At 68.2% G+C, this 26,347-nt stretch carries 22 protein-coding genes; 16 read left to right on the forward strand and 6 right to left on the reverse strand.

What is annotated here, in order from left to right:
• The first annotated feature begins 14 nt into the window (after positions 1-14).
• Both ACFE77_RS07275 and ACFE77_RS07280 read left to right on the forward strand, forming a co-directional pair.
• Positions 15-1,967 carry an autotransporter assembly complex family protein gene (locus tag ACFE77_RS07275; protein ID WP_375420963.1) on the forward strand — a complete coding sequence of 651 codons (1,953 nt, stop codon included), beginning with the start codon at positions 15-17 and terminating at the stop codon, positions 1,965-1,967.
• Positions 1,964-6,085, forward strand: coding sequence for a translocation/assembly module TamB domain-containing protein (locus ACFE77_RS07280; protein ID WP_375420964.1), 4,122 nt, complete (start codon positions 1,964-1,966; stop codon positions 6,083-6,085). The genes ACFE77_RS07275 and ACFE77_RS07280 overlap by 4 nt, the downstream gene beginning before the upstream one ends.
• Positions 6,086-6,252: 167 nt before the next feature.
• Here ACFE77_RS07280 and ACFE77_RS07285 read toward each other — a convergent pair whose 3' ends face one another.
• Positions 6,253-7,677 (reverse strand): aldehyde dehydrogenase family protein, encoded by a 1,425-nt coding sequence (locus tag ACFE77_RS07285; protein ID WP_375420965.1) that lies wholly within the window; start codon positions 7,675-7,677, stop codon positions 6,253-6,255.
• Between the two features lie 120 nt (positions 7,678-7,797).
• Here ACFE77_RS07285 and ACFE77_RS07290 point away from each other — a divergent pair, with 120 nt between their 5' ends.
• The 4 genes from ACFE77_RS07290 to ACFE77_RS07305 all read left to right on the forward strand — a co-directional run bounded on the left by ACFE77_RS07290 (position 7,798) and on the right by ACFE77_RS07305 (position 10,867).
• Positions 7,798-8,772 (forward strand): quinone oxidoreductase, encoded by a 975-nt coding sequence (locus ACFE77_RS07290; RefSeq protein ID WP_375420966.1) that lies wholly within the window; start codon positions 7,798-7,800, stop codon positions 8,770-8,772.
• A 64-nt stretch (positions 8,773-8,836) separates the two neighbouring features.
• Positions 8,837-9,589, forward strand: a complete 753-nt coding sequence (gene modA / locus ACFE77_RS07295; RefSeq protein WP_375420967.1) for a molybdate ABC transporter substrate-binding protein — start codon at positions 8,837-8,839, stop codon at positions 9,587-9,589.
• Complete coding sequence (modB, locus tag ACFE77_RS07300) at positions 9,589-10,278, forward strand: molybdate ABC transporter permease subunit (protein ID WP_375420968.1); 690 nt, start codon at positions 9,589-9,591, stop codon at positions 10,276-10,278. The genes modA and modB overlap by 1 nt, the downstream gene beginning before the upstream one ends.
• A complete protein-coding gene (locus ACFE77_RS07305; protein ID WP_375420969.1) occupies positions 10,268-10,867 on the forward strand; it encodes an ATP-binding cassette domain-containing protein in 600 nt (199 codons plus the stop codon). The genes modB and ACFE77_RS07305 overlap by 11 nt, the downstream gene beginning before the upstream one ends.
• A gap of 19 nt (positions 10,868-10,886) precedes the next feature.
• On the opposite strand, the gene ACFE77_RS07310 is transcribed toward ACFE77_RS07305, so the two are convergent.
• From ACFE77_RS07310 to ACFE77_RS07325, 4 genes are all read right to left on the reverse strand, one after another.
• On the reverse strand, positions 10,887-12,557 hold the full coding sequence (locus ACFE77_RS07310) for an MFS transporter (protein WP_375420970.1): 1,671 nt from the start codon (positions 12,555-12,557) through the stop codon (positions 10,887-10,889).
• Between the two features lie 222 nt (positions 12,558-12,779).
• A complete protein-coding gene (gene rpsI / locus ACFE77_RS07315; RefSeq protein WP_375420971.1) occupies positions 12,780-13,325 on the reverse strand; it encodes a 30S ribosomal protein S9 in 546 nt (181 codons plus the stop codon).
• A complete protein-coding gene (gene rplM, locus ACFE77_RS07320) occupies positions 13,325-13,804 on the reverse strand; it encodes a 50S ribosomal protein L13 (protein ID WP_375420972.1) in 480 nt (159 codons plus the stop codon). The genes rpsI and rplM overlap by 1 nt, the downstream gene beginning before the upstream one ends.
• 121 nt (positions 13,805-13,925) lie before the next feature.
• Positions 13,926-14,978 (reverse strand): COX15/CtaA family protein, encoded by a 1,053-nt coding sequence (locus ACFE77_RS07325; RefSeq protein WP_375420973.1) that lies wholly within the window; start codon positions 14,976-14,978, stop codon positions 13,926-13,928.
• Positions 14,979-15,474: 496 nt separating this feature from the next.
• Here ACFE77_RS07325 and ACFE77_RS07330 point away from each other — a divergent pair, with 496 nt between their 5' ends.
• The 4 genes from ACFE77_RS07330 (at position 15,475) to ACFE77_RS07345 (ending at position 19,960) form a co-directional block, all read left to right on the forward strand.
• Positions 15,475-15,852, forward strand: coding sequence for a MerC domain-containing protein (locus tag ACFE77_RS07330; protein ID WP_375420974.1), 378 nt, complete (start codon positions 15,475-15,477; stop codon positions 15,850-15,852).
• A 41-nt stretch (positions 15,853-15,893) separates the two neighbouring features.
• Positions 15,894-16,370 (forward strand): Fur family transcriptional regulator, encoded by a 477-nt coding sequence (locus tag ACFE77_RS07335; protein WP_375420975.1) that lies wholly within the window; start codon positions 15,894-15,896, stop codon positions 16,368-16,370.
• Between the two features lie 122 nt (positions 16,371-16,492).
• On the forward strand, positions 16,493-18,418 hold the full coding sequence (gene dxs / locus ACFE77_RS07340) for a 1-deoxy-D-xylulose-5-phosphate synthase (protein WP_375420976.1): 1,926 nt from the start codon (positions 16,493-16,495) through the stop codon (positions 18,416-18,418).
• A 429-nt stretch (positions 18,419-18,847) separates the two neighbouring features.
• Positions 18,848-19,960, forward strand: a complete 1,113-nt coding sequence (locus ACFE77_RS07345; RefSeq protein ID WP_375420977.1) for a PEPxxWA-CTERM sorting domain-containing protein — start codon at positions 18,848-18,850, stop codon at positions 19,958-19,960.
• A gap of 320 nt (positions 19,961-20,280) precedes the next feature.
• On the opposite strand, the gene ACFE77_RS07350 is transcribed toward ACFE77_RS07345, so the two are convergent.
• Positions 20,281-20,946, reverse strand: a complete 666-nt coding sequence (locus ACFE77_RS07350; protein ID WP_375420978.1) for an RBBP9/YdeN family alpha/beta hydrolase — start codon at positions 20,944-20,946, stop codon at positions 20,281-20,283.
• A 191-nt stretch (positions 20,947-21,137) separates the two neighbouring features.
• On the opposite strand from ACFE77_RS07350, the gene ACFE77_RS07355 reads away from it, so the two are divergent.
• From ACFE77_RS07355 to ffh, 6 genes are all read left to right on the forward strand, one after another.
• Entirely contained in the window at positions 21,138-21,893 is a 756-nt protein-coding gene (locus ACFE77_RS07355) for a TlyA family RNA methyltransferase (RefSeq protein WP_375420979.1), read from the forward strand.
• Between the two features lie 332 nt (positions 21,894-22,225).
• A complete protein-coding gene (locus ACFE77_RS07360; protein ID WP_375420980.1) occupies positions 22,226-22,744 on the forward strand; it encodes a TspO/MBR family protein in 519 nt (172 codons plus the stop codon).
• An 11-nt stretch (positions 22,745-22,755) separates the two neighbouring features.
• Complete coding sequence (locus ACFE77_RS07365; RefSeq protein ID WP_375420981.1) at positions 22,756-23,001, forward strand: accessory factor UbiK family protein; 246 nt, start codon at positions 22,756-22,758, stop codon at positions 22,999-23,001.
• Between the two features lie 94 nt (positions 23,002-23,095).
• Positions 23,096-23,605: a YbjN domain-containing protein gene (locus ACFE77_RS07370; RefSeq protein ID WP_375420982.1), complete on the forward strand. Its 510-nt coding sequence runs from the start codon at positions 23,096-23,098 to the stop codon at positions 23,603-23,605.
• Positions 23,602-24,402, forward strand: a complete 801-nt coding sequence (gene proC, locus ACFE77_RS07375; protein WP_375420983.1) for a pyrroline-5-carboxylate reductase — start codon at positions 23,602-23,604, stop codon at positions 24,400-24,402. Before ACFE77_RS07370 ends, proC begins: the two co-directional genes overlap by 4 nt.
• A 337-nt stretch (positions 24,403-24,739) precedes the next feature.
• Complete coding sequence (ffh, locus tag ACFE77_RS07380) at positions 24,740-26,263, forward strand: signal recognition particle protein (protein WP_375420984.1); 1,524 nt, start codon at positions 24,740-24,742, stop codon at positions 26,261-26,263.
• Positions 26,264-26,347 lie beyond the last annotated feature (84 nt).

Raw genomic sequence — 26,347 nt, forward strand, 5'->3', positions numbered from 1 at the left:
CCTAGGACGGCCACATGGTGTCCCGCGTAGGGTGGCTCGCTCTTGGTGGGTCCGCCGCGTTCCTTCTTGCTCAACCGATCGCTGCGCAAGGGCTTGGGCAGCAGGATGTACCGTCGTCGGAGCCGGTGCCGCTCGATCCGACCGCACCGCTGGCGCCACTCCCCGGGATCGGGGTGGACTGGCCCGATCTGGGCGCGGCGGCGAACGGCGAGGTTGCGGCGGCGACTCGCACCGATGGTGCGGCTGAGCTTCGCTACGGGTGGCGGATCGACGGCATCGATGCGGTCGCGACACCGCTGCTGCGCCAGCGTTTCGACGACCTGTCGACGCTCAATGCCAATGACGGCAGCCCCGCCAATGCGGCGCAGCTCGATCGGCGCGCGCGCGAAGATGCGGAACTGCTGACGACGCTGCTGCGCGGCGAAGGCTATTACGATGCGCGGGTGACGACGCGGGTCGAACCGGGCGCGAAGCCGCTCGTCGTGGTCGAGGCGCAGCCCGGGACGCTGTACCGCTTCGCCGACGTGACGGTGAACGGCCTGGCGGCGGCGGGTGACCGTGCGGCGGAGTTCCGCGAGGCATTCGGGGTCGCCGCGAACGATCCGGTCAATGCCGACGCGATCGTCGCGGGCGAGGCGGCGCTGACGACGCGGATCGGGCGCGAAGGGTTTCCGTTCGCCAAGATCGGCGAGTCGGCGATCGTGGTCGATCGCGCGGCGCGTACCGCGACGCTAGACCTTACCGTGGCGCCGGGCGGCCTGCGGCGGTTCGGGCGGGTCGTCGCGCTGCCGGGTAACGGTGTGTTCGAGGCGGGCCATGTCCAGGAGATTGCGCGGTTCACACCGGGGGATCCGTACGACGCCGCCTCGCTGGACGATCTGCGGCGCGCGCTGATCCAGACCGGACTGGTGTCGTCGGTCGAGGTCCGCGCGGTGCCGGGGGCCAGCCCGGACATCGTCGATGTCGGGGTGAAGCTCGAGCCCGCGCCGCCGCGCACCGTCGCGGGCGAGCTCGGCTATGGCACCGGCGAGGGCGCGCGCGCGGAACTGTCCTGGACACACCGCAACCTGTTCCCGCCCGAAGGCGCGCTGACGCTGCGCAGCGTGCTGGGGACACAGGAGCAACTGGGCAGCGTCGTCTATCGGCGCAGCAATTATCATGGGCGCGACCGGGTGCTGACGCTGCAAGGCGCGGCCGCGCGGACCCGCCGCAACGCCTATGACGCGACCACCTTCCTGCTCGCGGCGGGGCTGGAGCGGCAGACCAACATCTTCTTTCAAAAGGCGTGGACCTGGTCGCTCGGTGGCGAGCTGGTGGCGTCGGACGAGCGCGACGTCATCCTGGCGACCGGCGCGCCGCGGCGGCGGACCTTCTTCATCGGGGCGCTGCCGACGTCGCTCAATTACGACGGATCGGACGATCTGCTGAACCCGACGCGGGGCTTCCGGCTGGGCGGGCGAGTGAGCCCGGAGTTGTCGCTGCAGGGGACGGTGTTCGGCTATACGCGGGTGCAGCTCGACGCGAGCGCGTACCGGCCGGTGACGAGCAGCGTGGTGGTTGCTGGACGGCTGCGGTTCGGGACGATCGTGGGCGCGCCGCGCGACCAGATCGCGCCGTCACGGCGGTTCTACGCGGGCGGCGGCGCGTCGGTGCGTGGCTATGGCTATCAATCGATCGGGCCGCGCGACATCAACAACGATCCGATCGGCGGGCGCAGCCTGACCGAGTTCTCGATCGAGACGCGGGTGAAGGCGTTCGGCAATTTCGGGATCGTGCCGTTTCTCGACGGCGGTAACATCTACACCTCGCCCTTGCCGAAGCTTTCCGACTTCCAGCTCGGTGCGGGAGTCGGGGTGCGATACTATTCGAACTTCGGCCCGATCCGCATCGATGTCGGCACGCCGCTGAACCCGCAGCCGGGTGACAGCCGCATCGCTGTCTACGTGTCGCTGGGGCAGGCGTTTTGAGGCGGGCATGGGCGCGCTGGTTGCTCGGCGCATTGACGCTGCTGCTGGCGATCTTCGGCGTGGCGCTGATCGTGGTCGACACCAGCATCGGCCACCGCTTCGTCGCCGATCGTATCGCGGCGATCCGGACCCCGACGGGTCTGCGGTTCACGGTCGGGCGGATCGACGGATCGCTGTACCACGAGACGCGGCTGGTCGACGTCAGGGTCTATGATCTCGACGGGTTGCTGTTGCAGGCGCCCGCGGTGGCGCTCGACTGGGCGCCGCTGCGCTGGTTCCGCAACGAACTCGCGATCGAGCGGCTCGCGATCCCGCGCGCGACGCTGTTCCACGCGCCGAGGACGCGGAAGACGCAGAAGCAGGGGCCGATCCTGCCGGACTTCGACATCAGGCTGGATGCGGTGTCGATCGATCGGCTGGTGCTGGCGAAGCCGGTGATCGGGACCGCGCGGGTAGCGCGGCTGGCGGGGCGGGCGGACATCCGCGCCGGACGGGCGCTGGTGGATCTTACCGCGGTGGTCGCGGGCAGCGACGAATTGCGGGTGGCGATCGATTCGGCGCCCGATCGCGACCGCTTCGACATCGACGTGCGGGCACGGGGCGCGGCGGGCGGGGTGCTGGCGCGGAGCATCGGCTTCGGCCGCGCGGTGACGCTCGATGTGGCGGGCGATGGCCGCTGGGCGCAATGGCGGGGGCGTGCCGTCGCGCGGATCGCAGGGGCGCGGGGCGCGGATCTGGCGCTGGCGGCGCAGGCGGGGCGCTACACGCTGTCGGGATCGCTGGCCCCGTCGCCCTATCTGACGGGCAAGCTGCAACGGCTGACCGAGCGGCGGGTGTTGGTGAACGGCGCGGCGACGTTCGCGGATCGCCGCCTGGACGGATCGGTGACGCTGCGGTCGGAGGCGCTGGCGGCGACCGCGACCGGCGCGATCGACCTGGCGACGAGCGCCTATCGCAACGTGCGGGTCGACCTGCGGCTGCTGCAACCGCCGGCGCTGTTCGGGAACATGACCGGGCGGGACATGCGGCTGCGCGCGATCCTCGACGGCGGGTTCGGCACCGCCAGCTTCGACTACCGGATCGACGCGACGCGGCTGGCGTTCGATCAGACCGGGTTCGAGGATGCGCATCTCGTCGGGCGTGGGCGGCTGTCGGACCCGCCGGTGAACGTTCCGGCGCGCTTCACCGCAGCGCGGGTGACGGGGGTCGGCGATGTCGCGGGCGGGATTCTGCGTGGGTTGAGCGTCGACGGCGTGCTGCGCGTGACCTCGCGGCTGCTGACCGGTGACGCGCTGCGGCTGCGATCGGACAAACTGAGCGGGCAGATCAACCTGACGCTGGACCTGAAGACCGGCGAGTTCCAGGTCGGGATCAACGGTGCGCTCGGGCGTTACCTGATCCCCGGGCTCGGCATCGTCGACGTGAAATCGACGCTGCGGGTGGTGCCCGGCCCGAACCGCCGCGGCACCCGCGTGGTCGGGCAGGGCAGCGCGCAGATGGTGCGGCTCGACAACGCATTTTTTCGCAGCTTGGCGGGCGGGCTGCCGCGGATCACCGCCGATCTGGAGCGCACGCCCGACGGGATCCTGCGCTTCAGCAATCTGGTGCTGACCGCGCCGCAGATCAGCTTGCGCGGCGCGGGGTATCGGCGGCGCGACGGCAGCTTCCACTTCGAAGGCGCCGGGCGGCAGACTCAATATGGCCCGGTGACGCTGGTGCTCGACGGGCGGATCGAGAAGCCGACGCTGGATCTGGTGTTTGCGCGGCCTGCCGACGCGCTGGGCCTGTCGCAGGTCCGCGCTCATCTCGATCCGACGCCGCAAGGTTTCGCGTTTCGAGCGGCGGGGGGATCGCGGCTGGGACCGTTCACCACCAACGGCGCGATCCTGCTGCCGCGTGGCGGCACAGGAACGATCGCGATCGCCGATTTAGCGGTGAGCGGCACGCGAGCGGCGGGCAACCTCGCGATCGTCGATGGCGGTTTTCAGGGGCGGCTGGCTGTCGCGGGTGGTGGAATCAGCGGTGAATTGCTGTTTCGCCCGGTCGGCACGGTGCAGCGGATCGAGGCGCATCTCGCCGCGCGGGGCGCGACCTTGGGCCGGGCGAGTTTGCGGCGGGGCCAGCTCGACATGGTCGCGCTGCTCGACCCGGCAGGAACCTCGATCGAGGCGAGCGCGAGCGGGCAGGGAGTGCGGCAGGGGCGGCTCAGCCTGGCGCGGTTCGCGGGCACCGCGCGGTTGCGCGGCGGTGTCGGCGAGGTGCGCGCGTCGATCGCGGGATCGCGCGGGCGGGCGTTCTCGGTGCAGACCGTGACGCAGGTGTTCGCGGATCGCTACGTCGCGAATGCGGAGGGCACGCTCGACCGGCGGCCCCTGAAGCTGCTGACGCCCGCCGTGATAACCCGTGACGGCGCGGACGGGTGGGCGCTGGCGCCGACGCGGCTGAGCTTCGCCGGGGGCACCGCGCAGGTCGGCGGGCGCTGGTCCGATGCGGGCGCGGCGATCGATGCGTCGCTGACCGCGATGCCGCTGGCGATCCTCGACATCGGCTATCCTGGGCTCGGCCTCGGCGGCACCGCGTCGGGCCGGATGACCTATGCGACCGTCGCGGGCGGCAGCCCGACGGGGCGCATCGACATGACCGTACGCGGGCTGAGCCGGGCGGGTCTGGTGTTGTCGTCGCGTCCGATCGACGTCGGCGTCGCGGGGGTGCTCGGCGCGGACCGGCTGGGGGTTCGTGCGGTGATGGCGTCGGGGGGCAAGACGATCGGGCGGGCGCAGGCGCTGATCACGCCGCTCGGCAATGGCGACCTCGCCAGCCGCATCGCCAACGCGCCCTTGATCGCGCAGCTACGCTATGCGGGCCCCGCCGACTCGTTGTGGCGGCTGACCGGGGTCGAGCTGTTCGACCTGTCGGGGCCGGTGTCAATCGGTGCGGACGTGTCGGGCCGGATCGCGGCGCCGGTGATCCGCGGCGTCGTCCAGGCAAACGGCGCGCGGATCGAGAGCGCGACGACCGGCACGGTGCTGACCGATGTGCAGGCGAGCGGCCGCTTCGCCGGATCGCGGCTGCGGATCGACCGCTTCGCCGCGGCGGCGGGCAAGGGCGGGCGGGTGACCGGCAGCGGCGGGTTCGACTTCGCGGCGGCGAACGGGTTGGGGCTCGACCTGACGCTGCAAGCCGACCGAGCGGTGATGATCAACCGCGACGACATCGCGGCGACGGTGACGGGGCCGCTATCCTTCACCTCGGACGGGCGCGGCGGCCGGATCGCGGGAGACGTGGTGCTCGATCGCAGCCGCTACCGGCTCGGCCAGGCGGCGGCGGCAGCGGCGCTGCCGCGGCTCAACATCCGCGAGATCAACCTGCCCGAGGGCGGCGACGAGGAGGATGCGCCGGTCACGCCGTGGACGCTCGCGATCCATGCGCGCGCGCCGAACCGGGTGACGGTCAGCGGGCTGGGGCTGTCGAGCGAGTGGACCGCGGACCTGCAGATTGCAGGGGCGCCCGACAATCCCGCGATCACCGGACGCGCGACGATGATCCGCGGCAATTACGAATTCGCCGGGCGTGAATTCCAGTTGGCGCGCGGGATCATCCGGTTCGCCGGCGAAGTGCCGGCCAATCCTGCGCTGGACATCGAGGCGAATGCGGATTCCACCGGGCTGAACGCGACGATCCGGGTAACGGGCAACGCTCAGAAACCCGAGATCAGCTTCGCGAGCGTGCCCGCATTGCCGCAGGACGAGCTGTTGTCGCGGCTGTTGTTCGGGACGTCGATCACGAACCTGTCGGCGCCTGAGGCTTTGCAGCTCGCGGCGGCGGTGGCGGCGTTGCAGGATGGCGGCAACGGCATCAACCCGATCAATGCGGTGCGGCGTGCGGCGGGGCTGGACCGGCTGCGGATCCTGCCGGCGGACCCGCAGACCGGGCAGGGCACGTCGATCGCCGCGGGGAAATACGTGACGCGGCGGCTCTATGCGGAGATCGTGACCGACGGACAGGGCTATAGCGCGACGCAGATCGAGTTTCAGGTGACCCGGTGGTTGTCTTTGCTGTCGAGTATTTCGACCCTGGGGCGGCAGAGCGCGAACGTGCGGGTTTCGAAGGATTATTAAAGGTGGGCGAGCGACGAAGTGGGTTGCACCACCCCGGCGGAGGCCGGGGCCCAGTAGGGGATAGAAGATGACGGCGCGCAGCCTGTAGTCACACAGGCCTGTCTAACTGGGCCCCGGCCTACGCCGGGGTGGTAGAGGAAGGTGGCTGGAATTCACCTCCCCGTCGATCAAACCGGCCCGCCGACGATCGCCTTCAATTCCATGAAGTCCGCCAGGCCGTATTTGCCGCCCTCGCGGCCGTTGCCCGATTGCTTGTACCCGCCGAAGGGTGTCCCCCCGCCGCCGCTCCAGGCGTTGATCGTGACCATGCCTGCGCGAAGTTTAGGAGCGACCTTGGCTGCCGCCGCGGGATCGCCCGAAATCGTCGCCGACAGGCCGTAATCCGTGTCGTTGGCGAGTTCGACCGCTTGGTCTTCACCGTCATAGGTGGTGATCGTCGCGACCGGGCCGAAGGTTTCCTCACGCCAGATGCGCATCGACGGGGTGACGTCGGCGAAGAGGGTCGGCTTGACGTAATAGCCGCTGTTGCGGCCGTCAGGGCGGCCGGTGCCACCGGTGACGAGCGTCGCGCCTTCGTCGATCGCGGACTGGATCAGGTCCTGGATCTTGTCGAACTGTGCCCTGTTGACGACGGGGCCGATATGCGCGCCCATCTCTGCAGGGTCGCCGACCTGCGCGGATTCCATGATCGTCCGCACCACCGCGGTCGCCTCGCCCGCTTGGCTGGCATGGACGAGGAGGCGGGTGGGGGCGATGCAGCTCTGCCCCGAATTGGCGAGTACGCCCTGCACCGTCGGCGGCAACACCGCGGCGAGGTCGGCGCCTTCGAGGACGAGGTTGGGCGCCTTGCCGCCGAGTTCCTGATGGACCCGCTTGACCGTCGCTGCGGCGGCCTGCGCCACCGCGATGCCGGCGCGGGTGGAGCCGGTGAAGCTGACCATGTCGACGCCCTTGTGGCTCGACAGTGCGGCCCCGACGCCGGGGCCGTCGCCGTTGACAAGATTGAACACGCCCGCGGGCACCCCGGCCTTGTCGAGGATTTCGGCTAGGATGATCGCATTGGAAGGCGCCTCCTCGGACGGCTTCAGGATCATCGTGTCGCCCGCCGCGATCGCGGGGGCGACCTTCGCGCAAATCTGGTTGAGCGGCCAGTTCCACGGGGTGATCATCGCGACCACGCCGAGCGGCTCATGCACGACGCGCGCCTTGCCCACGGTCTCCTCGAACCGGAATTCCTGGAGGGCCTTCAGCGTGCCCATGAAATAGCCGAGGCCGGCGGGGGCTTGCGCCATCGTCGCGAAGCCGACCGGCGCGCCCATCTCCTCCGAGGTCGCCTTGGCGAGATCGGGGATGCGAGCCTTGTACTCCTCGATGATGCGTCCGAGCAGCGCGACCCGGTCGGCGACGCTGGTCTGCGAGAAGGTCGTGAACGCCTTGCGCGCGGCGGCGACGGCCTTGTCGACATCGGCGGCGCTGCCGAGCATGATCTCCGTGACCGGCTGTTCGGTGGACGGGTCGATGACCTGGTGGCGGGTGCCGCCGTCGCTATCGATCCACTGGCCGTCGATGTAATGTTTGAGATGGCTTTTCATGCGTGTCTCTCCGACCCGTTCGAACATCGGGTTTGGTAGATGCTTTGCGGCCCGGCGGGGTGCGTTGCAAGACGAAACGCGCTACGCGGGCTGAGAAGTCGAGCCGGAGAAGGAATGGGTATGGCGCGGACGGCAGTGATCAGGAAGACCGGCGGACCCGAGGCGATCGAATGGATGGACGTCGATCTGCCCGCGCCCGCGGCGGGCGAGGTCCGGATGCGGCACACCGCGGTCGGCCTCAATTATATCGACACGTACCAGCGGCGCGGGATGTACCCGCTGGCGCTGCCATCGGGGCTGGGCAGCGAAGCCGCCGGCGTGATCGAGGCGGTCGGCGAGGGGGTCGAGGGCTTCGCGCCGGGTGATCGGGTCGCGACTTTCGGGCCGGCGCCGGGGGCGTATTGCACCGGACGCAACGTCCGCGCGGCGCAACTCGTCCACCTGCCCGACGATATTGACGACCATACCGCGGCGGCGCTGATGCTGAAGGGCTGCACCACCGAATGCCTGATCGAACGCTGCGCGAAGGTCGAGGCGGGGCAGACGGTGCTGGTCTGGGCCGCGGCGGGCGGGGTCGGTCATCTGATGGTCGGCTGGCTGAAGGCGATCGGCGCGACCGTGATCGGTACGGTCGGGTCGGCGGCGAAGGCGGAGCAGGCGCGCGCCGCGGGTGCGGATCACGTGCTGCTCCACAAGACCGACGACGTCGCGGCCGAGGTGCGCGCGATCACCGGCGGGGCAGGGGTGCCGGTGGTGTTCGACGGGGTCGGGATGGCGACCTGGGAAGTATCGCTCGCGGCGACCGCACGGCGCGGGCTGATCGTGAGTTATGGCAATGCCGGCGGGCCGGTGACCGGCGTCGGGCTGGGGGTGCTTGCGGCAAAGGGATCGCTGTTCGTCACCCGGCCGACCTTGTTCGACTATTATGTGACGCCCGAGGAGCGGCAGGCGGGCGTCGAGCGGGTGTTCGCGATGCTGCGGAGCGGCGCGATCGTGCCGGAGATCGGGCAGACCTTCCCGCTGGAGCAAGCGGCGGCGGCGCACCGTGCGCTGGAGGCGGGCGAGACGTCGGGGAGTACGGTGCTGTTGCCGTGAGCACCGGCTTTCCGATGCCGCAGCGCGCGCTATAGCGGGCGATCCACTCGCGAGGGGCTTTCGCATGCGTTTTCTGGCCGGGCTGCTGGCGCTGATCCTCCTCGCCGCGCCGGCGACCGCGCAGCGTGCGCCCTTGGTGCTCGCGGCGGCGAGCTTGCAGGAATCGATGACCGCCGCCGCCGATGCCTGGGCACGACGGGGGCATAAGCGGCCGGTGGTGTCGTTCGCCTCCTCTGCGGCGCTGGCGCGGCAGATCGGGGCGGGGGCCCCTGCGGACCTGTTCGTCTCGGCGGACACGGCGTGGATGGACGATCTAGCGGCGAAGAAGCTGATCGTGCCCGCCTCGCGCGCGGCGTTCCTGGGTAACCGGCTGGTGGTGATCGCGGCGGCGGGCAACCCCGTACGGATCCCGCTGCGTCCGGCCGCTGCGCTGGCGCGGGTGCTCGGCGCCGGGCCGCTGGCGATGGCGGATCCCGATGCCGTGCCCGCCGGGCGCTACGGCAAGGCGGCGCTGGAGAAGCTGGGCGCGTGGCAGGCCGTTGCGCCGCGGGTGGTGCGCGCCGAGAATGTCCGTGCGGCGCTGGCGCTGGTCGAGCGCGGCGCGGTGCCGCTCGGGATCGTCTACGCGACCGACGCGCGGGCGTCGCGGGCGGTGCGGATCGCGGGCGTCTTCCCGGCCGGAACGCATCCGCCGATCACCTATCCGATCGCGCTGGTCGCTTCATCCACCAACCCCGAGGCCGCGGGCTTCCGGCGGTTCCTGCTGTCGCGCGAGGGCAGGGCGATCTTCGTGCGCTTCGGGTTCTCGGCGCGCTGATGCTGGATACGGCCGAGTGGGCGATCGTCGCGCTGTCGCTGAAGGTCGGCGCGGCGGCGATGCTAGTGACCTTGCCGCTCGCCTTCGCGCTCGCCTGGCTCTTGGCGCGGGTGCGGTTTCCGGGGCGGATCCTGGTCGATGCGCTCGTCCACCTGCCGCTGGTGGTGCCGCCGGTCGTCACCGGCTGGGTGTTGCTGATCCTGTTCGCGCCCGCCGGCGCTATCGGCGCGCCGCTGCAGGCGGTGTTCGGGACGAGCGTGCTGTTCCGCTGGACCGGCGCGGCGATCGCGGCGGGGATCATGGCGTTGCCGCTGATGGTCCGCGCGATGCGGCTGTCGATAGAGGCGGTCGACCGGCGGCTCGAGGACGCGGCGCGGACGCTGGGCGCGGGAGCGTGGCGGGTGTTCTGGACGATAACGCTGCCGCTGAGCGTGCCCGGCGTGCTGGCGGGCGCGGTGCTGGGGTTCGCGCGCTCGATCGGCGAATTCGGCGCGACGATAACCTTTGTATCGAACATCCCCGGCGAGACGCAGACGCTGCCGCTGGCGATCTACGCCGCGCTCCAGCAGCCGGGCGGCGATGCGGTAGTGTGGCGGCTGTCGGCGATCTCGGTCGCGCTGAGCCTCGCCGCGCTGATCGCGGCAGAACTGCTCGCGCGGCGCGCAGGGCGGGGGCTGCATGGCGTTTGAGATCGACGTCGCCAAGCGGTTGGGCGAGACCGACATCGCGCTGCGGCTGAGCGCGGGCGAGGGGGCGACGGTGTTGTTCGGGCCGTCGGGGGTGGGCAAGACCAGCGTGCTCAACATGGTCGCAGGGCTGATCCGGCCCGATCGCGGGCGGATTGCGGTGGGTGGAACGCTGTTGTTCGGCGACGGAGTCGACCTGCCGGCTGAACGGCGGCGTGCCGGCTATGTCTTTCAGGAACCGCGATTGTTCCCGCATCTGCGGGTGCGGGCCAACCTGCTCTATGGCGCTAGGGACGCGGGGGAGCGGCTGGCCGAGGTGGCGGCGACGCTCGACATCGCCGGTCTGCTCGATCGCTGGCCGCGGAGCCTGTCGGGTGGCGAGGCGCGGCGGGTCGCGATCGGGCGCGCGCTGTTGTCGAACCCGCGGTTCCTGTTGCTCGACGAGCCGCTGTCCTCGCTCGACCGGGCGCGACGCGAGGAAGCGATGCGGGCGATCGAACGGGTGAGGGACGAGACGCGGCTGCCGATGCTGATCGTCACGCATGATCCGGAAGAGGCCGAGCGATTGGGCAACCGGATCGTTCGGATGTGAGGGCGCCCTTCTCGCGAGGTCATGGCAGGGGGTCCCGATCGGTTTGCGCGGGGTGTCGATCGAGTTCGTCGAGGAACGCGTCGAATTCGCCGTCGGCGGGGGGCTCGAAAACGCCGCTAAGCATGCGGCCTACGGCTTGCGCCCCGACGTCGGCGCGTTTCGCATTGCCGTCGCGCTCGAACAGCGATTCGAGGAGAAAACGCGTGCCTTCGCGCGATCTGATCAGGGCGTCTGCCGGGAAGGCGAGCGCTTGGCGGACACCGGCAACGGATGACGCATTGCGCAGATTGTAGCGGGCGGACTCGACGACATGGGTGATCACTTCCCGGCTTCCGACGGAGCCCGGCTCGGCGACGATCGACAGGCGGTGCAAGGCGTAGACGCCGAGCATGGCCGAGAGGAGGAAGAAGAATTCCCAATGATCGACCCTGACGCCGAACAGCTCGGCGGTGCCGCTGGGGCTGCTCCAGTCGAGGGAGAGCAAGAGCTGCCGACGGGCGAAGAACTCGGTCAGCCAGCCGCCGAGGATCGGCGCGGCGCCGGCTGCCGCGGCGCTGACCAGGGCATTGGTCGCCATGAAACTGGTGGCGCCGCCCGCAGGGCTGAGCTTGATGACGATGTTGCCGGCGGCGAGGCCTACCCCCGCCTGCGCAGCGCCCATCACGAGGTGCAGCAGCACGAGATAGACCGAGCGCCCGGTGCCTGCACCGAATTCCCCTGCAAAGGCGGTGGCGGCGATGCAGACGAGATACAGCGGCGATGCGACCGAGAGCACGGACTTGTTGGCGTACCGGTCGGACAGCCGCCCCCACCCACGCACGACAGCGGCATTGGCGAGCTGGCTCACCACCGTCAGCACGAGCACGAAGCCCATCGAATAGCCGAGTTCGCGCACGAAATAGACCGTGAAGAACGGTGTCGCGAGGTTCACCGCGAACTGCCAGCTTGCGATGTAGCGGAGCACCGACCGGAAGTTCCTGTCGCGCAGCGGTTGAAGCAGCAGGCGCGCGAGCGATGAGCGGCCCCGAGCAGGCCCCATGCTCGGCTCAGGCACCTGCGCGAGCGCCGCGGTGCTCACCAATCCACACAGGAAGCCGGCCGCATAAAGCGCGACATAGACGCTGTCGCCCCCGTCACCGGGACCGGCACGGTCGAGCGCGAGGGCGGCGATCAGCGTCGCTGCCGCACCGACCGCCGTGCCGTAGAGATTGCGGCGCGCGAAGAAGGCACCGAGCTGATCTTCCGGCAGCAGATCGCGCATCCAGCTGTTCCAGCTGCACGCGCCGACGGCGTTCAGGCCGTAATGGACGATCGCCGCGGCGACGAGGACGGCGACCGCGAGATCCGGGTCCGCGATCAGGGGCACCGCCGCATAGACCGGGAGCGACAGGCGCGCGCCGAACACGCACGCGAGGGAAATCAGCCGACGTCGGCGTACCCGCTCGACGAGGCTGACCGCCGGCGCCTGCAGGGTCTGGGTGAGCAGCGGGATGGCGGCCAGCAAGCCGATCTGCACGTTGCTCGCGCCGATATGAAGCGCAAGCGCGAGCAGCACGACACCGCTATTCAGGGCGCCGATCGCGGTCGCGAATGCGGCATCCACCAGAAGGAAGCGCAGGCCGCGGTCGCGTTCCTCGGGCGATATCGCCTGATCCGAGCCGAAGGCGGTCCGCGACGGTGCAGCGTGCATCGGCAAGGCTCCTGGCGGATCGCGTTCGTTGACGTGGCTGGACTAACGGCGGGCGAACTTGTTGAACGCGCGGCACAAGTTCTTGGTCCATCGCTCGAGCAAGCGCAGTGCGGGGAGCGTATGGGAAGGTCCGGTCGGCCTCCCGATCGGCACGGCCCGCACCAACGAAGAAGGGCGGCCCGTTGCCGGACCGCCCTTTTCGTACCCGAATGATCGGTCGGATCAGCGCTTCGAGAACTGGAAGCTGCGGCGTGCCTTGGCGCGGCCGTACTTCTTGCGCTCGACGGTGCGGCTGTCGCGGGTCAGGAACCCGGCGGCCTTGACCGGTGCGCGCAGGATCGGCTCGTACTTGGTCAGCGCCTGGCTGATGCCGTGCTTGACCGCGCCGGCCTGGCCCGAAAGCCCGCCACCCTTCACGGTGCAGACCACGTCATACTGGCCCTCGCGCTCGGTCACGCCGAACACCTGGTTGATGACGAGGCGCAGCGTCGGACGCGCGAAATACACTTCCTGGTCGCGGCCGTTGACCGTGATCTTGCCGGTGCCGGGCTTGACCCAGACGCGGGCGACCGCATCCTTGCGGCGACCGGTGGCATAGGCGCGGCCCTGCTTGTCGATGATCTGCTCGCGCAGCGGCATCGTCGAGACGACGGGAGCGGGGGCAGCGGCCGGCGCCTCGCCACCGGCAGCGTCCGTGGTCGGCGCGGCGGGAGGAGCCTGGTTCGCCAGAGCGGCGAGATCGGACAGGGACTGGCGATTGTCGGACATCAGTTGCCCACCTTGTTCTTGCGGTTCATGCTCGCGATGTCGAGAACCTGTGGGTTCTGCGCTTCGTGGGGGTGTTCGCCGCCCTTGAAGATACGAAGGTTGCGCATCTGTTCACGGCCCAGCGGACCGCGCGGGATCATACGCTCGACGGCCTTTTCGAGAACGCGCTCAGGAAAGCGACCCTCGAGGACCTTGGCGGCGGTGATGCCCTTGATGCCGCCGGCATAGCCGGTGTGCCTGTAATAGACCTTCTTCGCGGCCTTGTTGCCGGTGAACCGGATCTTGTCGGCATTGATGACGACGACGTTGTCGCCGCAATCGACGTGCGGGGTGAACGACGTCTTGTGCTTGCCGCGCAGGACGTTGGCGATGATCGACGCAGCGCGACCGACCACCAGGCCGTCGGCGTCGACGATATGCCACTTCTTGTCCACCTCGTGCGGCTTGGCCGACTTGGTGGTCTTCATGAGCGCCTTCATGGGCGAGACCTTCCAGATTGAAATGCAACGCGCCAGCCGTTGCGGGCTGGCGCGAATGGCGGTCTAATGCGCAGAAGAGCCCGCGAAGTCAAGCATTCCGCGGTTCTGCTGACGGGTATCTCTATACCCGAGCGACGGCCGGCTGGTGGCGGCCGGCCGCATGTGCCGCGAAGACGGTCGCGATCAGCAGCAGTGCGGCGTTGGCCTGATGGGCGACCGCGACCTCGATCCTGACGCCGGTCATCAGCGTTGCGACCCCGAGGAACATCTGGAGCGTGACCAGCCCAACGACCCAGAAGCCCGCCTGCGATCCCGTGCGGGTCGCCCTAGCGGCGAGCCAGACCAGCCCGGCGGCGGCGGCGAACGCCCACCAGCGATGGATGAACTGGACGACGATCGGGTTGTCGACCGCGTTTGCCCAGGTCGGATCCGTCATCGGCACGCCAGCGGGGAACAGCGCGTCGCCCATCAGCGGCCAACTGGCGAAGGCGTAGCCCGCGTTCAGTCCCGCGGTGAAGGCCCCGTAGACGAGCTGGACGAACAGCAGCGCAAAGGCGACCACCGCCACCCGGTCCAGCCGCGCCGGCGTCGCGAGCGGGTTGCGCGCGAGCGTCCGCAGGTCGAGCGCGGTCCAGGCGATCCCGGCGAGGGTGACTAGCGCGGTCATCAGGTGCACCGCGAGGCGGACGTGGCTGACGTCGGTACGGACCGACAGGCCCGACGCGACCATCCACCAGCCGATCACGCCCTGCAACCCGCCGAGCAACAGCAGCGCCACCAACCGCGGTCCGTAGCCGGCGGGGATGCGGCCGCGCACCCAAAACCAGAGCAGCGGCAGCGCGAAGGCCAGCCCGATCGTTCGCGCGAGCAGGCGGTGGAAATATTCCCAGAAGTAGATCGTCTTGAACCCGGCGAGCGTCATGCCGCTGTTCATCTGCGTATATTCGGGAATGCGCTTGTACGCCTCGAACTCGGCCTGCCATTGCGCGAGGCCGATCGGCGGGATGATCCCGCGGATCGGCTTCCATTCGGTGATCGACAGGCCCGATTCGGTCAGCCGCGTAATCCCGCCGACGATGACGATCGCGACGATCATCGCGGCGACGACGAACAGCCAATTGGCCACGGCCCGGGGCCGCGCGCGCGACATGAAGGCGCTGCTGGGTTGAAGCATGTCGCGCGGTACTCCTTGCGCGGGCGTTCGCCAAGCGGGAGCTTGGGGGCGGCGGCGTCCTTCCGATTTAGGGTGATTTCCGGGGAAGCAAGGGCTGGCGCGGAGGGTGGGACAAATTGCCCGGGTGTGGGGTGGATGGTGGGGAGGGCGGTGATGTTGCTGAAAGAGCTTCGGTCTTCGCGGTTACTTACATTTAATCTTCACCACCCCGGCGAAGGCCGGGGCCCAGTTGCGCGACGTCATTTGGCGGATGCTGCGCTAAGTCACATCCAACTTCGCACCTGGGCCCCGGCCTTCGCCGGGGTGGCGATTCTTGCCGCATCATCTGCATCACCCCGATGGTGCCCCGGCTCCGCGGGGGTGGTTGGCGCGGGCGTGGCTTGTACCGCAAGAACGCAACGTGCTCCCGATCTTCCAGGCTCCGCCGCTCTGCGTGTCCTCCCGCGCAAATGTGATGTTGTATCTTGTCGTTGCCGGGCCTACATCGCCGATCAGGATGACGACCACGAATCGCCTCGGCTGGCCTGCACTCGATCGCTTTGCAATCGCGCTGTCGGGGCTGTGCCTGGTGCATTGCCTTGCGAGCGCGGTGTTGCTGGCGATGTTGTCGACCGTCGGTGGCATGTTGCTAAGCCCGATCTTTCACGAGGTCGGGCTGACGCTGGCGATTGGGCTGGGGGCGGTGGCGCTCGGCAAGGGCGTGCTCGAACATGGCTATCTGATGCCGGCGTCGATGGGCGCGTTCGGGCTCGGCGTGATGGCCGGCGCGATGTCGTTGCCGCATGACGGCGGCGGCGGCGAAGCGTTGTGGACGGTGATCGGGGTGGGCCTGCTCGCCTTCGGCCATGATCTCAACCGTCGGGCGTTCGCCTGACGGCGCTTGTCGCGGCGCTCGCGGCGTCCTACTTCTCCACCATGGCGCACGCGCACGATCATCACGAGCCGCAGGGCGCCGAACTCGCCCTTGCGGCACAGACGACGCTCGAGAAGTCGGGCGAGCAATGGACCAGTATGCGCGCCAGCGTCTACGAGGCGCTCGCCGGTTTCGCCAAGCCGGCCTCGGCCTATGACATCGCCGACGCGGTGTCGAAGAGCGAGGGGCGGCGGGTCGCGGCTAACAGCGTGTACCGCATCCTCGACCTGTTCGTCGGTGCGAACCTTGCGCACAAGGTCGAGAGCGCGAACGCGTACATTGCCAACGCGCATCCCGATTGCCTGCACGATTGCATCTTCCTGGTCTGCGACAATTGCGGGCAGACGACCCATCTCGACGACGATCGAATCACCGGCGGCGTGCGCAATGCCGCCCGCGCGGCGGGGTTCTCGCCGGTGCGCCCGGTGATCGAGGTCCGCGGCACCTGCGCCGCGTGCGAGCCCGTCCCGGCGCGCTGAGCGGCGACTTCGCTGCGGTAATCGCGCAGACGATGTGCAGGCGTTGGGGTGTTTCGTTCGCAAGACTCTGACAAGTTGTCGGTTGCAATCGACACCACCCGACTGCGCGGGTAAACGGGGTGATGGCCGATCTACCCGCAACGCCGTTGCTCGACACCGTCGCGACGCCCCAGGACCTCCGCACGCTCAAGCCCGAACAGCTTCGCGAGCTAGCCGACGAACTTCGCGCCGAGGTGATTTCGGCAGTCGGCACCACCGGCGGGCATCTCGGCTCGGGGCTCGGCGTGGTCGAACTGACCACCGCGATCCACTATGTCTTCGATACGCCGCGCGACCGGCTGGTGTGGGACGTCGGCCATCAATGCTATCCGCACAAGATCCTGACCGGGCGGCGCGATCGGATCCGTACGCTGCGCCAGGGCGGGGGCCTCAGCGGCTTCACCAAGCGCAGCGAAAGCGAATACGACCCGTTCGGCGCGGCGCATTCGTCCACCTCGATCTCCGCCGCGCTCGGCTTTGCGATCGCCAACAAGCTCGCGGGGACGCCGGGCAAAGGCATCGCGGTGATCGGCGACGGCGCGATGTCCGCTGGCATGGCGTACGAGGCGATGAACAATGCCGAGCAGGCGGGCAACCGGCTGGTCGTGATCCTCAACGACAACGACATGTCGATCGCGCCGCCGGTCGGCGGGCTGTCGGCGTACCTGTCGCGCATGGTGTCGAGCCGCGAGTTCCTGTCGCTCCGCGAGCTGCTCAAGCGGTTCGCGCGCAAGCTGCCCCGATCGTTCCAGACCGCGGCCAAGAAGACCGACGAGTTCGCGCGCGGGATGACGATGGGCGGCACGTTGTTCGAGGAACTCGGCTTCTATTATGTCGGGCCGATCGACGGGCATAATCTCGACCATCTTATTCCGGTGCTGGAGAATGTCCGCGACGCCGAGGAAGGCCCGATCCTGGTCCATGTCGTGACCAAGAAGGGCAAGGGCTATGCCCCCGCGGAGGCATCCGCGGACAAATATCACGGCGTCCAGAAGTTCGACGTGATCACCGGCGCGCAGGCCAAGGCGCCACCGGGACCGCCGGCGTACCAGAACGTGTTCGGCCAGCAGCTGGTGGCGGAGGCCGCGCGGGACGACCGCGTCTGCGCAATCACCGCGGCGATGCCGTCGGGCACGGGGCTGGACGCGTTCGCGGCGACCTATCCCGATCGGTTCTTCGACGTCGGGATCGCGGAACAGCATGCGGTGACGTTCGCGGCGGGGCTCGCGGCGCAGGGGATGCGGCCGTTCTGCGCGATCTATTCGACGTTCCTGCAACGCGCCTACGATCAGGTCGTCCACGACGTCGCGATCCAGAACCTGCCGGTGCGCTTCGCGATCGATCGCGCCGGGCTGGTCGGGGCGGACGGCGCGACGCATGCGGGGGCGTTCGACGTCACCTATCTGGCGACCTTGCCGAACTTCGTGGTGATGGCGGCGGCGGACGAGGCCGAGCTGGTGCACATGACGCACACCTGCGCGATGCACGACAGCAGTCCGATCGCGGTCCGCTACCCGCGCGGCAACGGCACCGGCGTGGCGCTGCCGACGACGCCCGAGCGGCTGGAAATCGGCAAGGGACGGCTGGTGCGCGAGGGCAAGACCGTCGCGATCCTGTCGCTTGGCACCCGGCTGGAGGAGGCGCTGAAGGCGGCGGAGATCCTCGAGGCGAAGGGGCTGTCGACCACGGTCGCCGACCTGCGCTTCGCCAAGCCGCTCGACGTCGCGCTGATCCGGCGGCTGCTGACCACGCATGAGGTCGCGGTGACGATCGAGGAAGGCGCGGTCGGCGGGTTCGGCGCGCACGTGCTGACGCTGGCCAGCGATGAAGGGCTGATTGATGCGGGGCTGAAGCTGCGCACGCTGCGGCTGCCCGACGCGTTCCAGGACCAGGACAAGCCCGAGAAGCAATATGCCGATGCCGGCCTGGATGCCGCGCACATCGTCACCACGGTACTGACGACGCTCCGCCACAACAGCAGCGCCGTCAGCGAGGGCGCCTGCGCCTGACGTCCTTAGGCGAGGCGCGCGGCGGGGTTACCGTCGCGCGGGACGGCGTGAGGCGGGGAGCTTAGCCCCTTATCTCGAGCGGCACGCTGATGAGCGTCCTATGCACGACGCCGCGACGGCAGGCGTCGGCGCCCGATTGGCTGTCGCCATGTCACCGATCGTGTGCCCGCGGATGCGGGGACACAGTATTGAGCTCACGCCTTCGCGGCAGACCGATCGGGCTTTATCGTCTCGAAAACAGTCTGCCGTGTCTTCGAAGATGAAGCACCGAAGATCATTACTAACAGTAAACGTCCGAACGTTACGTAATGAGGGTAAGTATTCAAAATATACGAAGCCGCAATACGTCATCCTCCCCTTCTCCTTATCGTTGGTTTAATATAGGTAAATCAATCAACGCGGCAATTGGCGCGAGTCGTGGAGATTTAGATGGGTGGAACTCTCAAGAAGCGGCTGGCGATGATGTCAGCTACTATATCGTTTGCAATGCTCACCAGTTCCGCCGATGCGCTCGTAATCAATAATTATTTCTCATACTATCTAAGAAGCAGTCCGCGTGCCGATGAGATCATGGCGGCGATAAACTATTCGTCCAGGGCTTTTGAGGCGGCATTGTCCAACGATGTCACCGTGAACATCCAATATGATCTATCGAACGACAATAACTATCTCGCTCGGGCCGGTTATGCGGGATCTGCGGCCAGTAAAGACGATTACCTTGAGATGATGCAGGACAATGCAGCTGCTCATCCGGAGAACACAGTATTGGCACAGGCGATCAAGGACATCGGGAAAGGCAACTTCGCCAACCGAAATCTGACCGAGGTCCTTGGAAGCACTGCTCAATTTCGTGCCAACGGCATTCCAGCCGTGGGGAATTATGATATATTCACATACGAAGACGGCACGCCGATATTCGATCTCGGTGGTGAGGCGTTGAAGGGGGGTGGCCTGGACGGCGTCGTAAGCCTGGCGTCCATCGGCGAGATGTTGTTCGGGTTCGATATCCCGGCATATGACGGAACCCCGCAGTCGATCCGTTACGCCGCGATCAACACGATTCAGCACGAGATCATGCACGTTCTCGGCGGCGGCAATACGAGCATCGGATCCGAGACATACTTGGAACCCCTCGACATGTTTCGCTATTCGGCGCCCGGCGTTGCGAACTTCGGAGAGCCGGGCCTCGCCTACTTCTCGATCGATGGCGGCAAGACTGCGATTCAGGAATTTTATTGGCAACCGATAAAAGCTGGAGATCCTAATGGCTGGGGCCCGATCACCCCTTGTTCAACCGGGTATGGGATGGGCGGGCCGATCGGGTTGTTCATGGATTCGATTTCCTGTTCCAATCAGCCGACCGTAACGCTTAGCCTGGACTCGCCCGAGGGCATCCAGTTGATGGCGCTCGGTTGGAACCCGCGGGTCGCCGCCGTCCCCGAGGCTGCGACGTGGACGATGATGATCCTGGGCTTTGGCGGTATCGGCGCGGCGTTGCGGCGGCGGCACCGGAAGCCGACGTCTCGAGTAAGGTTCGTCTAATCAGCGAACAGATTGGAAATCACGATGAAGATTTCGTTCACGCGGAGGCGCGGAGGCGCGGAGGCGCGGAGGACGCGGAGATTTCGGCATCCGGGCGGGCCTTCAGGCCAGCAACGCTGCTCTCGATCTGGTCACCCATGAGAAGCGAGACGCCGCCTTGCGCGGAACATCTCCGCGTCCGCCGCGCCTCCGCGCCTCCGCTCGAAACATACTCCCTTCCGCTGCGCGAGCTTCTCTAGCTCACGTGTCGGCTCCGACGCCGGACCAGATACGCTAACCGCACATGGGGAAGGCCGCCCCGATCCCGACCGACAGGTTGCTCAACCCTGCCCGAGCCGCTGTTCCACCCCAAGCGTCCGCGTCAGCATCGCGCGGGCGTCGCCGGGCGGGCGGGCGTGGCCGCGGCCGTCGCGGCTTGCGCCGATCACGCGGTCGAGGAGTTCCTGCCCCTCGTGCCAGGCCCCGAGTCCGCTCGCGGCGTTGATATGGCCTTGCGCGCCGATCTCGACATGGTGGCTGCCCCATTCGGCGGCCATGCTATGTGCCCTGGCAGGCGCGACCCAGGGATCGTCCGTCGAGGACACCAGGATCGACGGGAACGGCAGCGGGCCGTGAGGGACGGGAGCAAAGCCAGCCAGTTCGCGCGGCGCGTCGGCGCGGTCGACATCGGCGGGCGCAACCAGCAGCGCGCCCGCGACTGGCCAACCATAAGGCTGCGGCGCCAGTTCGGCCCACCACGCGACCGCGATGCAGCCGAGGCTGTGCGCCACGAGAATAACCGGCGCCTGCGCCTGGCGGATCGCCTCGTCGAGCTTGGTCACCCACGAATTGCGATGCGGTGTGTCCCACATGCCGAGTTCGACGCGGACGGTGTCGAGGCGCGACCGCTCCCATAGCGTCTGCCAGTGCGAGGCGCCCGAACCCCCCAGCCCGGGCACCGTGAGGATCGTCGGGGAAACGGCGTCGTGCGGCGCGAAACTACCCATGGTCACCTCCTGCTCCTTGCGAAGAAGCGGCTGCTTCTCGCCAAGAGGGGCGTGTCGGACCTGCGCTCTAGGGCACGCCGATCCGGCACGCCCCCCCGCTACAGACATATACCTACCGATCCGGGGGACAATGCTACTGCGACGAGCGGATCACGGCTTGCGGCGGGCCGATGTGGCGGCGATAGCGAGCCATGGCGAAGCAACGCGCGGACCAGATTCTCGTCGATCGCGGCCTCGCCGAATCGCGCACCCGCGCGCAGGCCCTGATCATGGCGGGGCTGGTCTTCGCAGGAACGCGCAAGGTCGAGAAGCCGGGACAGACGCTTGCCGACGACGTCGAGCTGGACGTCCGTGGCCGCGATCATCCGTGGGTGTCGCGGGGCGGTATCAAGCTGGCGCATGGCCTGGCCGCGTTCGGCTGGGACGTCGACGGCGCGGTCGCGATCGACGTGGGCTCGTCGACGGGCGGCTTCACCGACGTGCTGCTCACAGGCGGCGCCCGCCGGGTCTATGCGGTCGACAGCGGCACCAACCAGCTGGCGTGGAAACTGCGCCAGGACGATCGCGTCGTGGTGCTCGAACAGACCAGCGCGCGCATCCTAACTGATCTTCATATCCCCGAACCGATCGACCTGATCGTCTGCGATGCGAGCTTCATCGGGCTCGCCAAGGTGCTCGAACGCCCGCTGTCCTTCGCCCGCGACGGGGCGCGGCTGCTGGCGTTGATCAAGCCGCAGTTCGAGGCCGGGCGCGGGGAGGTCGGCAAGGGCGGGGTGGTGCGCGATCCGCTGGTGCATCGGCGGGTGTGCGACGAGGTGGTGGCGTGGCTCGGCGCAGCGGGGTGGTCGGTGCTGGGCGTGGTCGAGAGCCCGATCACGGGGCCGGAGGGCAATGTGGAGTTCCTGGTGGCGGCGGTGCGGGCGTTGCCCTTCTCGTCAGCTTCTTGAGACCCAAGTCGATCCTGCGACAGCGTGCGTGAGAGCTGTTCCCCGGCGGAGGCCGGGGCCCAGGCTGGAGAACGCAGGAAACGGAGAGTTGAGCTCTCGCCGCCCGACACCCGTGTCTGGGCCCCGGCCTGCGCCGGGGAACGATACAGATAGGCGCTACCAAACACGTTCTAGATGCCGCTCCGGCCTTAGAGCTCGGGCGCCAGTCAGGTCGAACCCCGATCATACGCACCCTATCGCTTTACCTGCCGCCCGCCGCGCGCCAGAACGTCGGGCGACAAACGAAATCGGGGGATGCCGTGGGGGAGATCGCGTCGAGGGGCCAGCTGCGCATGTCGTTCGTGCGCTGGGCGATGGTGACGGTGCCGTCTATCCTGCTGCTCGGGTTCCTGGCCGGGCAGGTGGTACCCGTCGGCAACGAGAATGCCTGGTATCGCGCGCTCGCCAAGCCTGCGCTGACCCCAGCAGGGTGGGTCTTTCCGGTAGTGTGGTCGGCGCTGTACGTAATGATGGGGCTCGCGCTGGCGCTGGTCCTCAACGCGCGCGGTGCGCCGGCGCGGGGCGCGGGGATCGCGCTGTTCTTCGCGCAGTTCGCCCTCAACCTGTCGTGGACGCCGCTGTTCTTCGGCGCGCACCGGGTCGGGCTGGCGTTGCTGGTGATCGTGGCGATGACCTTGCTCACGATCGCGACGACCTTCGCGTTTGCGCGGGTGCGGAAGGCGGCGGCGTGGCTGCTGGTGCCGTATCTGGTGTGGATCAGCTTCGCGAGCGTACTGACGTTACGGATCGGGCAGCTCAACCCCGACGCGGAAACACTTGTACCCGTCCCGCAAACAACCCAGATGTTGTGAAAGGAACGATGATGCAGACAGAAAATCGTATGTTCGACGACATCGTCAAGATGTTCAACGGTGCTGCCGGCACGATCGCCGGTGTCGCGCGCGAAACCGACGCGTCGGCGCGCAGCCGCGCGCGCGAATGGATCGGCGGGCTCGACTTCGTCTCGCGCGACGAGTTCGAGGTGGTGAAGGCAATGGCGGTGGCGGCGCGCGAGCAGAACGACGTGCTCGAGGCGCGGATCGCGGCTCTAGAGGCCAAGCTGCCCTGACCTTTTCCACAGATTTTTCGACTCCGTCGGCCACCGCGCTTGCCCGCGCGGTTTTGCCTCGGCAGCGTCTTTCGTGCGATAGCGCTGCCAGGACATGATGATGCTCGATCAAGCCGACCACGACAGCGACCCCGCCGCGCCGATCGACATGCTCGAAGCCTATTATGGCGCGCATGGCTGGGACCACGAGCGCCATGACGACGAGATCGTCACCAACGTGAAGGGCAGCTGGGCGACGTACGAGCTGCGCGCGCTGTGGCGCGAGGAGGACAGCGTCCTCCAATTCCTCGCCTTCCCCGACATCAAGGTCACCGACGACCGCCGCGCGCAGGTCTACGAGACGATCGGACTGGTCAACGAGCAGCTGTGGATCGGGCATTTCGAGCTATGGTCGTCGAGCGGCGTGCTGCTGTTCCGTCATGCGGCGATGGTCGACGGCGGGGAATCGGGGACGATGTCCTTGGAGGCCACCGAGTTGCTGGTCGAATCCGCGATCGAGGAGTGCGAGCGCTTCTATCCGGTGTTCCAGTTCGTGCTGTGGGGCGGCAAGAACCCCAAGGAAGCGCTGGCCGCCGCGTTGATCGAGACGCAGGGCGAGGCGTGAGCGCGCTCGCCGAGGCGCCGGTCTGGCTGATCGGCTGCGGCAACATGGGTGGCGCGATGCTGCGCCGCTGGATCGCGGCGGGGATGGACCCGCAGCGGGTGACGGTGATCACGCGCGGCGCGGTCGATCTGCCGGAGGGCGTTCGCCACACGACCATCGTTCCTGAGGGGGACAGCCCCGGCATCCTCGTCCTCGCGGTCAAGCCGCAGCAACTGGACGTGGTGGCGCCGCGGCTGGCGCATCTGCGGCCCGCGTTGCTCGTGTCGATCCTGGCCGGGGTGGAGGTCGCGGCGCTCGCCGCGCGCATGCCCGCCGCCGCGATCGTACGGGCGATGCCGAACCTTCCGGTCGCGATCGGCAAGGGCGTCACCGCGTTGTTCGCCGGCGCGATCGACCCCGGCGCCCGAGCGGTCGCGGAGGAACTGGCGACGCCGCTCGGGCTGGTCGAATGGATCGATGACGAGGCACAGTTCGACGCGGTGACGGCGCTGGCGGGATGCGGGCCGGGCTTCGTGTTCCGCTTCGCGGACGCGCTGGCTGAGGCCGGCGCGGCGCTGGGATTGCCCGCGGATCAGGCGGCGCGGCTGGCCCTGGCGACGTTGGAGGGCTCGGCGTTGATGGCCGCTACTTCGGTTGACACGCCTGCGACGCTGGCGGACCGGGTCGCAAGCCCGGGCGGGTCGACGCGTAAGGGGCTGGATGTGCTTGACGAGGGTGGGGCGCTGGTGGCGCTGATGACCGACACGCTGGCCGCGTCGGCGCGGCGTAATGCGGAAATGGCGGCGGCGGCGCGCTGACCCGAAACGCCGGTCGTCCTGAGTAGCCGTCGAGTAGCCCGCAGGGCGTATCGAGAGATGGGTTGTCGCGCGGAACCTGTACCTCGATGGGAGCTCTCGATCCGCCGTGCGGGCTACTCGATTTCTGCTCGGCCGAACGGGTGATACTGAGGCGATCAGAGTAGCGGGTCGCACTCGCCAAGCCCCGCCGGCTTGCCCGCGGACGGCTTATGCGCTAGGACAGCGCTCACGTTTCTTGCGAGACGCAGATGACACGCGCTTGCGGGCGCACGCTGGCCGGCGAGGTTTCGCCCGCCGGCGCTTTTGCGTTTGGCGGTTTTTGGTCTGAGGAAGCATCATGTTCGACAGCCTGAGCGACCGTCTTGGCGGCGTGTTCGACCGCCTCCGCGGTCGTGGCGCGCTGACCGAAGCCGATGTCCGCGGCGCGATGCGCGAAGTGCGCGTGGCGCTGCTCGAAGCCGACGTCGCGCTGCCCGTCGCGCGCGACGTTGTCGACCGGATCACCGAACAGGCGGTCGGGCAGAACGTGCTACGCTCGGTCACGCCGGGGCAGCAGGTCGTCAAGATCGTCAACGACGCGCTCGTCGAGATGCTCGGATCCGAAGCGGTCGAGCTCGAACTCAACGTCGCGCCGCCCGCGGTGATCATGATGGTCGGCCTGCAAGGCTCGGGCAAGACCACGACCACCGCCAAGATCGCCAAGCGGCTGTCGGGCGGGCAGGGCGGACGCGAGCGCAAGAAGGTGCTGATGGCGTCATTGGACGTCAATCGCCCGAACGCGCAGGAACAGCTCGCCACGCTCGGCACCCAGATCGAGGTCGCGACGCTGCCGATCGTGACCGGGCAGCAGCCGGTCGACATCGCGCGGCGGGCGATGCAGGCGGCGAAGCTCCAGGGTTTTGACGTGCTGATGCTCGACACCGCGGGTCGGCTCCATGTCGATCAGGCACTGATGGACGAGATGAAGGCGGTCGCGGATGTCGCGCAGCCTGCCGAGATCCTGCTCGTCGTCGATTCGCTGACCGGTCAGGACGCGGTCAACGTCGCGCAGAACTTTTCGGATCAGGTGCCGCTGACCGGCGTCGTGCTTACCCGGATGGACGGCGATGCGCGCGGCGGCGCGGCGCTATCGATGCGCGCGGTGACGGGCAAGCCGATCAAGTTCGCGGGCACCGGCGAGAAGCTCGACGCGCTCGAAGCGTTCCACCCCGGGCGGGTCGCCGGGCGCATCCTCGGCATGGGCGACGTCGTCAGCCTGGTCGAGCGTGCCGCGGAATCGATCCAGCAAGAAGACGCCGAGCGGATGGCGAGTCGGATGGCCAAGGGCCAGTTCGACATGAACGATCTGCGTGCTCAGCTGAGCCAGATGGCCCGCATGGGTGGGCTCGGCGCGCTCGCGGGGATGATACCCGGCATGAAGAAGGCGCAGGCGGCGATGGCCTCCGCGCCCGGCAGCGACAAGATGCTCGTCCACATGGACGCGATGATCGGGTCGATGACGCTGAAGGAGCGCGCCAAGCCCGAGCTGATCAACGCCAAGCGCAAGATCCGCATCGCCAAGGGATCGGGCACGACGGTGCAGGAGGTCAACAAGCTCCTGAAGATGCACCTCGAAATGTCGACCGCGATGAAGAAGATCAAGAAGATGGGCGGCCTGAAAGGCATGATGGCGATGCTCGGCAAGGGCGGCATGGGCGGCGGCATGGCCGGGCTCGGCAACGCGCTCGGCGGCCAGCAACTCGGCGACATGATGGGCAAGGCGGGCGGTGGCCTGCCGGGTCTTCCCGGCCTCGGCGGCGGCGACGCGGGTGGCATGCCCAAGCTACCACCCGGCTTCGACAAGTTTCTCACCAAGAAATAACAACCAACTAGAAACGAAGGAAATTACCAATGGCAATCAGCATTCGCCTGTCGCGCGGCGGCTCCAAGAAGCGTCCCTATTACC

Origin of the sequence: uncultured Sphingomonas sp. (assembly GCF_964243315.1) — a bacterium.
Classification (GTDB): domain Bacteria; phylum Pseudomonadota; class Alphaproteobacteria; order Sphingomonadales; family Sphingomonadaceae; genus Sphingomonas.

Coding starts and splice junctions, on each gene's coding strand:
- ACFE77_RS07275 (WP_375420963.1), top strand. CDS start 15: ATGGTGTCCCGCGTAGGGTGGCTCGCTCTTGGTGGGTCCGCCGCGTTC.
- ACFE77_RS07285 (WP_375420965.1), bottom strand. CDS start 7,677: ATGAAAAGCCATCTCAAACATTACATCGACGGCCAGTGGATCGATAGC.
- ACFE77_RS07290 (WP_375420966.1), top strand. CDS start 7,798: ATGGCGCGGACGGCAGTGATCAGGAAGACCGGCGGACCCGAGGCGATC.
- modA (WP_375420967.1), top strand. CDS start 8,837: ATGCGTTTTCTGGCCGGGCTGCTGGCGCTGATCCTCCTCGCCGCGCCG.
- modB (WP_375420968.1), top strand. CDS start 9,589: ATGCTGGATACGGCCGAGTGGGCGATCGTCGCGCTGTCGCTGAAGGTC.
- ACFE77_RS07305 (WP_375420969.1), top strand. CDS start 10,268: ATGGCGTTTGAGATCGACGTCGCCAAGCGGTTGGGCGAGACCGACATC.
- ACFE77_RS07310 (WP_375420970.1), bottom strand. CDS start 12,557: ATGCACGCTGCACCGTCGCGGACCGCCTTCGGCTCGGATCAGGCGATA.
- rpsI (WP_375420971.1), bottom strand. CDS start 13,325: ATGTCCGACAATCGCCAGTCCCTGTCCGATCTCGCCGCTCTGGCGAAC.
- rplM (WP_375420972.1), bottom strand. CDS start 13,804: ATGAAGGCGCTCATGAAGACCACCAAGTCGGCCAAGCCGCACGAGGTG.
- ACFE77_RS07325 (WP_375420973.1), bottom strand. CDS start 14,978: ATGCTTCAACCCAGCAGCGCCTTCATGTCGCGCGCGCGGCCCCGGGCC.
- ACFE77_RS07330 (WP_375420974.1), top strand. CDS start 15,475: ATGACGACCACGAATCGCCTCGGCTGGCCTGCACTCGATCGCTTTGCA.
- ACFE77_RS07335 (WP_375420975.1), top strand. CDS start 15,894: ATGGCGCACGCGCACGATCATCACGAGCCGCAGGGCGCCGAACTCGCC.
- dxs (WP_375420976.1), top strand. CDS start 16,493: ATGGCCGATCTACCCGCAACGCCGTTGCTCGACACCGTCGCGACGCCC.
- ACFE77_RS07345 (WP_375420977.1), top strand. CDS start 18,848: ATGGGTGGAACTCTCAAGAAGCGGCTGGCGATGATGTCAGCTACTATA.
- ACFE77_RS07350 (WP_375420978.1), bottom strand. CDS start 20,946: ATGGGTAGTTTCGCGCCGCACGACGCCGTTTCCCCGACGATCCTCACG.
- ACFE77_RS07355 (WP_375420979.1), top strand. CDS start 21,138: ATGGCGAAGCAACGCGCGGACCAGATTCTCGTCGATCGCGGCCTCGCC.
- ACFE77_RS07360 (WP_375420980.1), top strand. CDS start 22,226: ATGTCGTTCGTGCGCTGGGCGATGGTGACGGTGCCGTCTATCCTGCTG.
- ACFE77_RS07365 (WP_375420981.1), top strand. CDS start 22,756: ATGCAGACAGAAAATCGTATGTTCGACGACATCGTCAAGATGTTCAAC.
- ACFE77_RS07370 (WP_375420982.1), top strand. CDS start 23,096: ATGATGATGCTCGATCAAGCCGACCACGACAGCGACCCCGCCGCGCCG.
- ffh (WP_375420984.1), top strand. CDS start 24,740: ATGTTCGACAGCCTGAGCGACCGTCTTGGCGGCGTGTTCGACCGCCTC.